This is a genomic window from Enterococcus sp. CSURQ0835 (assembly GCF_902706605.1).
In the GTDB taxonomy this organism is placed as follows: domain Bacteria; phylum Bacillota; class Bacilli; order Lactobacillales; family Enterococcaceae; genus Enterococcus_A.
In genome coordinates this window covers 75718-89494 of sequence record NZ_CACSLH010000006.1, presented here as the reverse complement: position 1 = coordinate 89494, position 13777 = coordinate 75718, and the positions used below count along the sequence as shown (strand labels likewise).

The following is a 13777-nucleotide window of genomic DNA, read 5'->3' as shown; positions in this document are numbered from 1 at the left end:
AGCGTAACAAAGTAAAGAGGAGTGAAGAACATGGTATTGCGTTTTTTCCCGCAAAAGGAAAAATATACACCGGATGAGAGCCAATTTGAATTTGATCCTGACGGTAACTTGCCAAAACACATCGCAATCATTATGGATGGCAATGGCCGCTGGGCGAAAAATCGCCGTTTGCCGCGGGTAGCCGGGCACAAAGAAGGCATGGAGACCGTCAAAAAAATCACGAAACACGCTAACCGCTTAGGCGTTAAAGTGCTGACGTTGTATGCTTTTTCAACTGAAAATTGGAAACGGCCAGCTGATGAAGTGAATTTCTTGATGCAGCTGCCGGTGGATTTTTTTGATACGTTCGTTCCCGAATTGATTGCAGAAAACGTTCAAGTCAAAGTGATGGGCTATGAAGAATATTTGCCAGAACATACTCAAAAAGCGGTAGAAGACGCGATGGAACAAACGAAAGACAATGATGGGCTGATCTTGAATTTTGCTTTGAATTATGGCAGCCGAGCAGAAATCGTCAGTGCGGTCCGAGAAATCTCCAAACTGGTCGAAACGGATCAATTAGCCGCTGATCAGATTGATGAAAAAACAATTGCCGATCATTTGATGACGGGTTTTTTGCCAGCTGACTTGCGCGATCCAGAACTCGTGATCCGCACGAGCGGTGAAGAACGAATCAGCAATTTTTTACTTTGGCAATTGGCTTATAGCGAATTGTATTTTACCAAAGCATTGTGGCCAGATTTTGACGGGGAACATTTGGAAGCTGCCATCGCCGCGTTCCAACAACGTAATCGCCGCTTCGGTGGTTTGAATGAGGAGGAGAAGAAATGAAACAACGAGTGATTACCGCTGTTATCGCGCTGATCATCTTTATCCCGATCTTGTATGTGGGCGGCTTGACGTTAGATATCGCAGCGGCTGCCTTAGCTGCAGTCGGAGTGTATGAATTGTTCCGCATGCGAAATTTAGCGATCGTAAGTTTTGAAGGGGTGCTGTCGATCATCGGTGCTGTCGTACTGGTCTTACCAGTGACGCAATGGCTGCCGTTTTTAAATGAAAGCAATGATTTCTTATTGTATTATTTGACAGTCATGATCATTTTAGGCTTTTCGGTGATCTCAAAAAACACGTATACGTTTGATGAAGCTGGCTTTCCAGTTTTAGTCAGTTTGTATGTCGGGATGGGTTTTCAAAATCTCGTCACCGCGCGCCGCGATAGTTTAGCCGTGTTGATCTTTGCCTTTTTCATCGTTTGGGCGACAGACATCGGTGCTTATATGGTAGGCCGCAAGATCGGGAAACGAAAATTATGGCCGGACATCTCACCGAATAAAACGGTGGAAGGCGCATTAGGCGGGATCTTATGTGCCGTGATCGTCGCGGTGATTTTTTTGATCGTTCAACCGAATCTATTCTCGCAAAACTTAGTGACCATGATGCTCTTTACGGTGATCTTTTCGATCGTCGGCCAATTTGGTGACTTGGTAGAATCAGCCATCAAACGACATTATGATGTGAAAGACTCCGGTAAGATCTTACCGGGTCACGGCGGGATCTTAGACCGATTTGATAGTATGTTGTTTGTCTTTCCAGTGATGCATTTATTAGGTGTCTTTTAAACCGAAGTTTGAGCTGTAGCCTAGAAGGTTGCAGCTTTTTTTGTTGGAAAGATTAGTCCGTGAGGTGCAACGCCTTTTTCATAAGAAATTATGAAACTCGTTGTGAAATTGGGACAGATTTAAGAAATGTGATAGAATCAGTTTAAACTGAAATTATAATGAAGGCAGGAAAATTATGCGTACGATTATTACATTTATTATCGTTTTCGGCGTTTTAGTTATTGTCCATGAATTCGGGCATTTCTTTTTCGCTAAACGAGCAGGGATCTTAGTTCGAGAATTTTCGATCGGGATGGGTCCAAAGCTGTTAGCTCATATGGGCAAAGATGGCACTACTTATACATTACGACTCCTCCCCATCGGCGGATACGTGCGGATGGCTGGTCTGGAAGATGAAGAGACTGAATTAAATCCCGGCACGCCGCTGTCGGTGGAATTGACGTCAGACAATAAAGTTCAACGGATCAATGTCAGCAAAAAGATCCAATTGCCTAATAGTATCCCGCTGGAATTAGTCGAAGCGGATTTGACCAATACGTTGACTCTGACGGGTTATATCAACGGCGATGAAAGAAAAGCCATGACCTATGCGGTGGAACACGATGCAACTGTGATCGAAGAAAGTGGAACCGAAGTGCGGATCGCACCAAAAGATGTGCAATTCCAATCAGCTAAGATCGGTCAACGAATCTTGACGAATTTTGCCGGTCCGATGAATAACTTTTTATTGACGATCTTGTTGTTTATCATTATGGCGTTTGTCCAAGGCGGCGTTCCTAATTACGACACGAATCAAATCGGACAAGTTCAAGCTGATAGTCCAGCGGCTAAAGCGGGAATCAAAAGCAATGCGGAGATCCTGACGATCAACCATCAAAAAGTCAGCAACTGGGATGATCTGACTAGTGAGATCATCAAAAGTCCCGGTAAAAAAGTCCCAATGACGATCAAACAAGGCGGTCAGCAAAAGAAAATCACGGTCACACCTAGAACTGTTGAGTCAAACGGTCAAAAGTCAGGACAGATCGGGATTCAAGCTTATATGAAGACGGGCCTTGCGGATAAGTTTGCGTATGGGTTTACTCAGACCGGCAACATGTTCGTGCAAATCTTTAAAGCGCTGGGTGGTTTGTTCACTGGTTTTAGTTTGAATAAATTGGGCGGGCCGGTGATGATGTATAAGATGTCTTCTGAAGCCGCTAGTCAAGGAATCATTACCGTGATCAGTTTGATGGCCTTTTTATCTGTCAACCTCGGGATCGTCAACTTGCTGCCGATTCCAGCCTTTGATGGAGGAAAGATCGTGTTGAATCTGATTGAAGCGGTGCGAGGCAAACCATTAGATCCTGAAAAAGAAGGCATGATCACGATGGCCGGTTTTGTGTTCATCATGGTGCTCATGATCTTAGTCACATGGAATGATATCCAACGCTTTTTCTTTTAACTATCGCGTAGTTAGTCCTAGAAGGAAACTTCTGGGGCTTTTTTTAGTTTTAAATTTGGTAGGCACGTTTTTCTCACCTAGCCTTTGAGAATTTTTTAATGCAAAGCCAGTCAAAAATGAGTATACTAGAAAGTACTGCAAAGAGTGAGGAGATGTTCATTTGTCTGAGAATCGTGAGTTGTTCGCCAAATTATTGGAACAGATCCAATTGACACCAGCCGAGCAACAAGAGCCTTTGATCCAACAAGCTGAGATCAAAGAAGTGATTGTCCACGAGAAATCACGAGTGTGGGAATTTTTTATCCAAACGCCGTCGATTTTACCGGCAAAATTATTTTATAGTTTTTATCAGAAGCTGCAATTAGCCTTTCGCCAGATCGCAGCTGTCCGTTTACATATCGTTGCAGCTGATCAGACGTTTGACGAAAAATTATTGCAGCAATACTGGCAAATCGCGCTCCGGGAACAAGATTGCGACACGCCGCTGGTCAAACAAGTGTTGAGCAAGCCACTGCCGGTGATGCAAGAGCAAAAAATCGTCTTAGCCATCGACAATCAAACGGTGATCCCATTTTTAAAACAGCAGTACTTACCATTGATCGAAGAAAATTTGGTAGCGTACGGTTTTCCAAAATTACGGATCGAACCGATCGTGGATGAAGTCAAACAACAGCGGGTCTTAGAGTTATTTGAAGAACGCAAACAAGAGCAGCAGCAAGCCATGCAAGAACAAGCCGCTGAAGCAATCGCTCAATATGAAACGAAAAAACAAGAGAAAAAAGCGAAAGCCGCTGACTTTGATGGGCCGATCCAAATGGGGCGCAACATTCCGGCTGATGAAGTGATCACACCGATGGGCAATATTTTAGAAGAAGAACGCCGGATCACGATCGAAGGTTATATTTTCGATAAAGAAGTGCGGGAGCTGCGTTCGAAACGGAAAATTTTGATCTTGAAATTGACGGACTATACGTCATCGTTTGTTGTGAAGAAGTTTTCTAACGGTGAAAAAGACGAACAGATCTTTGATGCGATTTCAAAAGGTAGCTGGTTGAAAGTTCGTGGGAGTATCCAAGAAGATACGTTCATGCGGGATCTGGTGATGAATGGGCAAGACTTGCAAGAAGTCAAACATCCAGAACGAAAAGACACCGCCAAAGAAAAACGGGTGGAGCTGCATTTGCATACCAATATGAGTACGATGGACGCGACGAATAGTGCCGCTGATCTGGTGACTCAAGCGGGGAAATGGGGGCATAAAGCCATCGCTATTACCGATCACGGCGGTGCTCAATCATTTCCTGAAGCGCATGCGGCTGGGAAAAAAGCGGGCGTGAAAATCATTTATGGTGTCGAGGCCAATGTCGTCGATGACGGGGTACCGATCGCTTACAATGATCAACATGTCAGTTTGACCGATGCCACTTATGTCGTCTTTGACGTGGAAACGACGGGACTTTCGGCGGTTTATGATACGATCATTGAACTGGCGGCCGTTAAGATGCACAAAGGGAACGTGATTGAGACCTTTGAAGAATTTATCGATCCGGGGCATCCATTATCGGAAACGACGATCAATTTGACTGGGATCACCGACGAGATGGTCCGCGGTTCAAAATCAGAAGAAGAAGTCTTGAAATTATTTCACGCTTTTAGTGAAGATACGATCTTAGTGGCTCACAACGCGACTTTTGATATGGGCTTTTTAAATACCAGTTATGCGCGACACGACATGCCAGAAGCGATAAATCCAGTCATTGATACGTTGGAACTAGCACGGTATTTGTATCCGCAATTCAAACGGTTTGGGTTAGGTGTGCTGACGAAAAAATTCGGTGTTGGCTTAGAGCAACATCACCGAGCAGTCTATGATGCGGAAGCCACAGGACATTTAGCGTGGATCTTTGTCAAAGAAGCGATGGAAAATCACGAAATGTTTTTCCATGATCAATTAAACGATCATGTCGGTGAAGGGGATTCGTATAAACGTGCGCGGCCGTTTCATGCGACGATCTTAGCGAAAAATCAAGCGGGTTTAAAAGATCTGTTCAAGTTGATCTCCGCTTCTAATATCGAATACTTTGAACGGGTGCCGCGAGTTCCCCGGTCATTATTGAAAAAGCTGCGGGAAAATCTGTTAGTCGGCTCGGCTTGTTCACAAGGTGAGATTTTTGAAGCGATGATGCAAAAAGGGGCGGAAGAAGCGAAAAACAAAGCCGCTTTTTACGATTACATCGAAGTGATGCCAAAAGCCGTTTACGCGCCTTTATTGGAACAAGAATTAGTCAAAAGCGAAGCGGATCTAGAAGATATTTTGAATCATTTGATCCGTATCGGGCATGAGTTAGATAAACCGGTCGTGGCAACTGGCGATGTGCATTATTTAAATGAACAAGATGCGATTTACCGCAAAATTTTGGTCAACTCAATGGGTGGGGCCAATCCATTAAATCGTCACAGCTTACCAGATGTTCATTTCCGGACGACCGATGAAATGTTAGCCGCGTTTGACTTTTTGCCGGCAGACGTTGCAAAAGAGATCGTGATCGATGCACCGAATCAATTGGCCGACAGTTGTGAAGAAGTCATTCCGGTCAAAGATAAATTGTACACGCCGAAGATCCCTGGCTCAGAAGAAGAGATCAAAGCGTTGAGTTATACGCGGGCAAAAGAACTTTATGGCGATCCACTGCCGGAGATCATTGAAAAGCGCTTGGAAAAAGAATTGACCTCCATTATCGGGAACGGCTTTTCGGTCATTTATTTGATCGCCCAAAAGCTAGTGCATAAAAGTAATGCGGATGGGTATTTAGTTGGTTCGCGGGGATCAGTGGGTTCCAGTTTTGTCGCGACGATGACCGGGATCACCGAGGTCAATCCACTGCCGCCGCATTATTATTGTCCAGAGTGCCAGTACTCGGAATTTTTTGAAGATGGCTCTTATGGTTCGGGGTTTGATATGCCTGAAAAAAAATGTCCCAAGTGTGGCGCCCGGCTGAATAAAGATGGGCATGATATCCCGTTTGAAACTTTCTTAGGCTTCCATGGAGATAAAGTCCCCGATATCGATTTGAATTTCTCGGGGGATTACCAACCAGAAGCCCATAATTATACGAAAGTATTGTTCGGGGAAGACTATGTGTATCGAGCTGGTACGATCGGAACCGTTGCCGACAAAACAGCTTATGGTTTTGTGAAAGGTTATGAACGAGATCATAATTTACAATTTCGCAATGCCGAAGTTGATCGCCTAGCTAAAGGTGCAACTGGAGTCAAACGAACGACGGGTCAGCATCCGGGCGGGATTATCGTTATTCCGGATTACATGGATGTGTATGACTTCACACCGATCCAATTTCCAGCCGATGATCGGGATGCCGAATGGAAGACGACCCACTTTGATTTCCACTCAATCCATGATAATGTGTTGAAACTTGATATTTTAGGTCACGATGATCCGACGGTGATCCGGATGTTACAAGAATTATCCGGCGTCGATCCGAAAACGATCCCGACTGATGATCCAGAAGTGATGAAGATCTTTGCAGGGCCGCACGTTTTAGGCGTGGAACCGGAACAAATTTATTCAAAGACCGGCACGTTAGGCATCCCAGAATTTGGGACGCGTTTTGTGCGCGGGATGTTAGAAGAAACGCGGCCTTCGACATTTGCGGAATTGTTGCAGATCTCTGGTTTATCCCACGGGACGGATGTGTGGTTGGGCAATGCTGAAGAATTGATCGCACAAGGCAAAGCGACCTTATCAGAAGTGATCGGTTGTCGGGATGACATCATGGTTTATCTTATGCATGCCGGACTTGATCCAGGTACTGCTTTTACGATTATGGAAACGGTGCGAAAAGGAAAATGGTCAAAAATCGATGAGGAGCAACGAAATAAATTTTTAGCGGCGATGAAAGAAAACAATGTACCTGATTGGTATATCGATTCGTGTTCGAAGATCAAATACATGTTCCCGAAAGCCCATGCGGCCGCCTATGTGTTGATGGCGTTGCGGGTAGCGTATTTCAAAGTTTATTATCCGATCTTGTATTACTGTGCTTATTTCTCCGTGCGGGCTGATGATTTTGATCTTGTGGCGATGGCAAAAGGCAAAGACGCTGTTAAAGCTGCCATGAAAGCTATCACGGATAAAGGGATGGATGCATCCACGAAAGAAAAAAATCAGCTGACGGTTTTAGAATTGTGTAATGAAATGTTGGAGCGCGGTTTCAACTTTGGCATGATCGATTTGTACAAATCAGATGCCAGTGATTTTGTGATCGACGGTGATACATTGATCGCGCCGTTTCGTGCGGTGCCGGGTCTTGGCTTAAACGTAGCCAAACAAATCGTGGAAGCGCGCAAAGATGGGATCTTTTTATCTAAAGAAGATCTGGCTAACCGCGGGAAAGTATCCAAGACATTGATTGAATATATGAATGACAATGGTGTGTTAAAAGATCTACCTGATGAAAATCAGCTTTCGTTATTCGATATGTAAAACAGAAGAACGCCGGCTTTTAGTTGTGTGAGTTGAAGTTTTACGTAAAATGTGTTAGAGTAGCTAGTGTAATCAGACAGTGAAGGTGAGTGAGCGGAATTTTCGCTCACTCTTTTTAATGGCAAAAATCGCTGAAACAGTTAAAGGGAGGCCGAGTGTTTGAGCAGTGTAGTTGAAACAGTGACAGAACTGGTGACACCGATTTTAGACGCGCAACAGTTTGAATTGGTGGAAGTAGAGTTTGTGAAAGAAGGCAAGAGTTGGTTTTTACGCGTTTTTATCGATAAAGAAGGCGGGATCGACATTGAAGAATGTGCTTTTGTCAGTGAGAAATTGAGTGAAAAACTTGATCAAATGGAGCCTGATCCGATTCCCCAAGCCTATTTTCTTGAAGTCTCTTCTCCCGGTGCTGAACGGCCGCTGAAAAAAGAACAAGACTATCAAAATGCGCTGGGACAATATATCCATGTCTCGTTGTATCAAAATGTCGACGGCCAAAAACAATATGAAGGCTTTTTAAAAGAGCTGAGCGACACGGAACTGACGTTGACCGTGAAGATCAAAACGAGAACAAAAGACATCACGTTTGCGCGATCTAACATCGCAAAAGCGCGCTTGGCGATTGAGTTTTAGGAGGAAAAACAATGAGTAAAGAAATGCTAAATGCTTTAGACGCTTTAGAAGCTGAAAAAGGGATCTCAAAAGAAGTTGTGATCGAAGCGTTAGAAGCAGCCTTAGTCTCCGCATATAAACGGCACTATGGTCAATCACAAAATGTGGAAGTCGAATTCAATGAGAAAAAAGGCGATATCCACGTTTATGCGGTCAAAGAAGTGACCGAAGAAGTGATGGACTCGCAATTAGAAGTTTCATTAAAAGAAGCGTTGAAGATCAACCCAGCTTATGAGATCGGTGATACGATCCGATTTGAAGTCACACCAAAAGATTTCGGTCGGATCGCAGCGCAAACGGCGAAGCAAGTGATCTTGCAACGGGTGCGAGAAGCAGAACGAACGATCATTTATAATGAATACAGCGCGTATGAAAATGATATCATGCAAGGTGTCGTAGAGCGGCAAGATAATCGCTATATCTACGTGAACTTAGGTAAGATCGAAGCGGTTTTATCAAAACAAGATCAGATTCCGAATGAACGCTACCAACCGCATGATCGGATCAAAGTCTATGTGTCACGAGTTGAAAATACTTCTAAAGGTCCGCAAGTCTTTGTCAGCCGCAGTCATCCAGATCTATTGAAGCGTTTATTTGAACAAGAAGTCCCAGAAGTATATGATGGAATCGTGGAGATCATGAGCATTGCCAGAGAAGCTGGCGACCGAGCGAAAGTTGCGGTGCGCTCGCATGATCCGAACATCGATCCAGTTGGGACTTGTGTCGGACCAAAAGGGCAACGAGTCCAAGCGATCGTCAACGAATTGAAAGGCGAAAACATGGATATCGTGGAATGGAATGAAGACCCAGCTGTGTTCATCGCCAATGCGTTGAATCCAGCTCAAGTGGAAGATGTCATTTTCGACACGAACAATCCAAAAGTCTGCACGGTCGTCGTACCTGATTATCAATTATCACTTGCGATCGGTAAACGAGGACAAAATGCACGTTTGGCGGCAAAACTAACCGCGCATAAGATCGATATCAAAGCGGAATCAGACATGGCTGAATTTTACGAAAACTATGACGACGGCGATTTTGATGAATCACCGGCTGGTTTAGCAGAAGAACAACCAAATGCCAGTGAAACAGCGGCTGAAAGTGAAGCGACTGAAGCCAATGAATCAACTGAAACAGCACCAGTTGAAGCACCTGCACCGGCTGATGATGAAACGGTCACACCAGACATGACCGAAGACGATATCGAAAATGTTGCACTAGATAACACCGAGCAGGAAGAAAACTAATACGTAGGAGGAACACGATGAAAAAAAGAAAGATCCCTTTACGTAAGTCGGTCGTTTCCGGCGAGTTGAAACCAAAAAAAGAATTGGTTCGGATCGCCAAGTCCAAAGAAGGCGAAGTCTCTATCGATCCAACGGGTAAAAAGCCCGGTCGAGGCGCGTATGTCGCATTAGAGCCTGCAGAAGTCAAACAAGCTTGGGAAAAACATGTTTTAGATCGCGTGTTAGAAACGAAGTTGAGCGATGAATTTTACCAAGAATTGTTTGACTATGTCAGCCATCAAAAAGCGAGAAAAGAGCTTTTCGAAAATGAATAAGCAAAAAGCCTTGAATTTATTAGGGCTAGCCATGCGGGCAGGTAAGTTGATCACCGGTGAAGAGCTGACGGTCAATGAGATCCGCCGCGGCCGCGTTTATTTGACGCTTGTGGCTTCAGATGCCAGTGAGAACACGAAAAAAAAATTAGCTGATAAAAGTACATTTTATCAAACGCCTTATCACGCCGGATTCACGCAAAGCGAATTGTCAGGTGCGATCGGTAAACCGCGCAAAGTCATCGGGGTGACAGATGCCGGTTTCGCGAAAAAATTGAGGACGTTAATAACAGGTTAGGAAGGTGATTGCATGGGAAAAAAACGAGTATACGAATTTGCGAAAGAAATCAATCAATCGAGTAAGGAAGTTGTCGAAAAAGCACAATCAATGGGGATCGATGTCAAAAACCATATGGGCGCATTGTCGACGGCTGACGAATCAAAATTAAAACAGGCTTTTCCTTCTTCGCAAGCCAAAGCACCCGCAAACCCATCAGCTAACCAGCACGAAACGAAACCAAAAATCCATGGAAAAAGTTCAAAGAACAACCCTAATTTCCAAAACAGAAAAGGAAATCAAACTAATTTGAAAAAAGAAAATACAACTAAACCAACCAACCAAAATCGCGGGAATGCACAAGGTAACCGCAACAATCAAAGTAACAGCCAGGGTTCTCAAAATACGAACCAAAACCGGAACAACCAAGGCAATGGCCAAAACCGCAACAGCCAAGGCAACCAATCCAATCAAAACCGGAACGCTCAAAGTGGTTCCAACACTAACCGCACGAACCAAACGCGGAACAATCAAACGAGTGGCCAACGCTCTAACCAAGGCACTCAAGGTGGCCAACGCACTCAAAATGCTAGCCAAGGCGGTCAACGTTCAACTACGCAAAGCCAAGGTCAACGCAGTAATCAAACGAGCAATCGCACCAATACGAGTTCGAACCAAAACCAAAATCGTCAAGGCAGCCAAAGCAATACGCAAGGCAATCGTCAAACGAGCGGTAGTACGCAAGGCCAAGGCGGTTCAAACCAAAGCCAAAACCGCAACAAGAAAAATAATTATGGCAACCAAAATCGCAATAATTTTGGTGGAAACCGTCGAAATAAATTCAACAAAAAAGGCAAACGCGGCAAACAACAAACAAGTAATAAACCAGCTGTGCCACCACGTAAATTCCGGGAATTACCAGATGTATTGGAATACACAGAAGGCATGAACGTTGCGGAGATCGCTAAAAAGATCCACCGCGAGCCAGCTGAGATCATCAAAAAACTCTTTATGATGGGTGTGATGGTCAACCAAAACCAACCACTAGATAAAGAAACGATCGAATTACTAGCGACTGATTATGGTATGGAAGCCGAAGAAAAAGTTCAAATCGATATTGCCGATATTGATCGCTTCTTTGAACCAGATGAAGTCAACGAAGAAAAATTAGTCCCACGGCCACCAGTTGTTACTATCATGGGTCACGTCGATCACGGGAAAACAACGTTACTTGATACGTTACGGCATTCACGGGTAACTAGTGGTGAAGCTGGCGGGATCACGCAGCATATCGGGGCTTACCAAATCGATATCAACGGCAAACCGATTACTTTCTTAGATACACCAGGGCACGCGGCCTTCACGAGCATGCGGGCACGGGGCGCTTCGATCACGGATATTACGATTTTAGTCGTTGCAGCCGATGACGGTGTGATGCCGCAAACAGTCGAAGCCATCAACCACGCAAAAGCTGCCGGTGTTCCGATTATCGTCGCGGTCAACAAGATCGATAAACCAGGCGCTAATCCTGAACACGTGATGCAAGAGTTGAGTGAATACGAATTGATCCCTGAAGCTTGGGGTGGCGATACGATCTTTGTGGAGATCTCAGCGAAGTTCAATCAAAATATCGAAGAACTATTGGAAATGATCCTGTTAGTTGCCGAAGTGGAAGATTTGAAAGCTGATCCAACGGCGCGGGCGATCGGAACGGTCATCGAAGCACGTTTGGATAAAGGGAAAGGTCCCGTTTCAACGTTATTGGTCCAACAAGGAACGTTGAAAGTCGGCGATCCAATCGTCGTCGGAAATGCGTACGGTCGTGTTCGGGTCATGACCAATGACATCGGCCGCCGTGAAAAAGCAGCCGGTCCAGCCACACCAGTGGAAATCACTGGATTGAATGAAGTGCCACAAGCCGGCGATCATTTTGCCGTCTTTGAAGATGAAAAAACAGCCCGGGCAGCCGGTGAAGAACGGGCAAAACGTGCGTTGCAAGAACACCGCAATGTGACGACACGCGTGACATTAGACAACTTATTCGAATCGCTTAAAGAAGGCGAATTGAAAGAAGTCAATGTCATCATCAAAGCCGATGTGCAAGGTTCAGCCGAAGCTTTAGCTGCATCGTTACAAAAAATCGATGTAGAAGGCGTTCGCGTGAACATCGTCCATTCTGCTGTTGGGGCCATCAATGAAAGCGACGTGACACTAGCTGCGGCAAGTAACGCGATCATCATTGGGTTTAACGTCCGGCCAACACCGCAAGCGCGTCAACAAGCAGAATCAGAAGAAGTTGATATTCGTTTGCATCGGATCATCTACAAAGCGATCGAAGAAATTGAAACGGCGATGAAAGGGATGCTCGATCCTGAATACGAAGAAAAAATCACCGGTCAAATGGTGGTTCGTGAAACGTATAAAGTTTCTAAGGTCGGCACTATCGCAGGTTGCTATGTGACAGAAGGTTCGATCCATCGAGATAGCGGCGTGCGGGTGATCCGGGATGGCATCGTCATTTATGAAGGCAAACTTGCCAGCTTGAAACGGTTCAAAGATGATGTCAAAGAAGTCAAGATGGGCTATGAATGTGGCGCCATGATCGAAAACTTCAATGACCTTAAAGTCGATGACAGCATCGAAGCATTCATCATGGAAGAAATCAAAAAAGCGTAACGCAGGGGAGCCTAGTCGTCGCTTCACGAGCTGAAACGACTTCCGCTTCTCTGTGAATACAAAGAAGGCTGCCAGTTCCACTTAAGAATTTAAATAGTGGAATGGTATACGGCCTGAGAATCGAGAGAAGTTTTACAAAAACTTCTTACCTTAATACGAAGAAGGAGGCGATCGATTTGCCTAATTATCGTGATCGGCGCGTGGCGCAGGAGATTTTAAAAGAGGTCAACGATATTTTACGGAAAAAAGTGCGTGATCCGCGGGTGCAAGATGTCAATATCACCGATGTCCATGTGACAGGTGATTTGCAACAAGCCACGATTTTTTACAGTTTGTTGTCAGACAAAGCATCCGATAAAGAAAAAGCGCAACACGGATTGGAAAAAGCAAAAGGTCTGATCCGACGTGAGCTAGGTCATGCGCTATCCATCTACAAGACGCCGGAGATATTTTTCGAATTGGATGAATCCGTAGAGTACGGTTCAAAAATCGATCAGATGATCCGCGATCTAAACAAAGACTAGCTTTTTAAAAAGGAAAGTCGGAAAAGTGAGCTCGATTTGACGTTGTGTTGGACAACTGATTTGGGCTCGCTTTTTTTTGATTTGTTTTTCTACTATAATAAGTAAAGGGAATCATTAAGTTTTTGTGAATACCTTTTGCAATCTACTGCTAAGCCTGTTAAAGTGGACATTGTTTTTGAAATTTTTGCGTAATAAGGGGGAGCTGGGGGAAATGACGACCCAATTTGAAGAACGAATGCGTCAATTGCATGAAGAATATGGAAATTTGACGCCAGAGGAACGAAAAGAATTGCGGCGCTGTATGAAAAAAAGCAATTTACTGCTCTTCCATCGGACCGAGCGGATCAAACATGAACTGCTGCGGATGGAAACCAAACGGGCGCAATTGTCATTAGATGATGACCAAAAAGATTTAGCAGAACTTGAAGAGAAGATCATCAACAAAAAGCGTGACTTTTTGAAGTTGATCATGAAGTACAAACAAACAAAAATCAGGAGGTGAG

Annotated in this window: 11 protein-coding genes; all 11 read left to right on the top strand. The window is 44.6% G+C overall.

Features of this window, described 5'->3' with window-relative positions; translation table 11 throughout:
• Window positions 1–30 precede the first annotated feature (30 nt).
• The 11 genes from GVJ38_RS04205 (at window position 31) to GVJ38_RS04155 (ending at window position 13776) form a co-directional block, all read left to right on the top strand.
• Window positions 31–831: an isoprenyl transferase gene (locus GVJ38_RS04205; RefSeq protein ID WP_159721922.1), complete on the top strand. Its 801-nt coding sequence runs from the start codon at window positions 31–33 to the stop codon at window positions 829–831.
• Window positions 828–1619: a phosphatidate cytidylyltransferase gene (locus tag GVJ38_RS04200; protein ID WP_159721921.1), complete on the top strand. Its 792-nt coding sequence runs from the start codon at window positions 828–830 to the stop codon at window positions 1617–1619. Before GVJ38_RS04205 ends, GVJ38_RS04200 begins: the two co-directional genes overlap by 4 nt.
• Window positions 1620–1794: 175 nt before the next feature.
• Window positions 1795–3063: an RIP metalloprotease RseP gene (gene rseP, locus GVJ38_RS04195; protein ID WP_159721920.1), complete on the top strand. Its 1269-nt coding sequence runs from the start codon at window positions 1795–1797 to the stop codon at window positions 3061–3063.
• 160 nt (window positions 3064–3223) lie between these two features.
• Window positions 3224–7567: a PolC-type DNA polymerase III gene (locus GVJ38_RS04190; protein ID WP_159721919.1), complete on the top strand. Its 4344-nt coding sequence runs from the start codon at window positions 3224–3226 to the stop codon at window positions 7565–7567.
• A gap of 159 nt (window positions 7568–7726) precedes the next feature.
• Window positions 7727–8200: a ribosome maturation factor RimP gene (gene rimP / locus GVJ38_RS04185; protein ID WP_159721918.1), complete on the top strand. Its 474-nt coding sequence runs from the start codon at window positions 7727–7729 to the stop codon at window positions 8198–8200.
• An 11-nt stretch (window positions 8201–8211) separates the two neighbouring features.
• Window positions 8212–9486 (top strand): transcription termination factor NusA, encoded by a 1275-nt coding sequence (gene nusA / locus GVJ38_RS04180; RefSeq protein ID WP_159721917.1) that lies wholly within the window; start codon window positions 8212–8214, stop codon window positions 9484–9486.
• Window positions 9487–9503: 17 nt separating this feature from the next.
• A complete protein-coding gene (gene rnpM / locus GVJ38_RS04175) occupies window positions 9504–9800 on the top strand; it encodes an RNase P modulator RnpM (protein WP_159721916.1) in 297 nt (98 codons plus the stop codon).
• Complete coding sequence (locus tag GVJ38_RS04170; RefSeq protein WP_159721915.1) at window positions 9793–10095, top strand: YlxQ-related RNA-binding protein; 303 nt, start codon at window positions 9793–9795, stop codon at window positions 10093–10095. The genes rnpM and GVJ38_RS04170 overlap by 8 nt, the downstream gene beginning before the upstream one ends.
• Window positions 10096–10107: 12 nt before the next feature.
• Window positions 10108–12750, top strand: coding sequence for a translation initiation factor IF-2 (infB, locus tag GVJ38_RS04165; RefSeq protein ID WP_159721914.1), 2643 nt, complete (start codon window positions 10108–10110; stop codon window positions 12748–12750).
• A 176-nt stretch (window positions 12751–12926) separates the two neighbouring features.
• Window positions 12927–13274, top strand: a complete 348-nt coding sequence (gene rbfA / locus GVJ38_RS04160) for a 30S ribosome-binding factor RbfA (RefSeq protein WP_159721913.1) — start codon at window positions 12927–12929, stop codon at window positions 13272–13274.
• 211 nt (window positions 13275–13485) lie between these two features.
• Window positions 13486–13776, top strand: coding sequence for a hypothetical protein (locus tag GVJ38_RS04155; protein ID WP_159721912.1), 291 nt, complete (start codon window positions 13486–13488; stop codon window positions 13774–13776).
• Window position 13777: the final 1 nt, after the last annotated feature.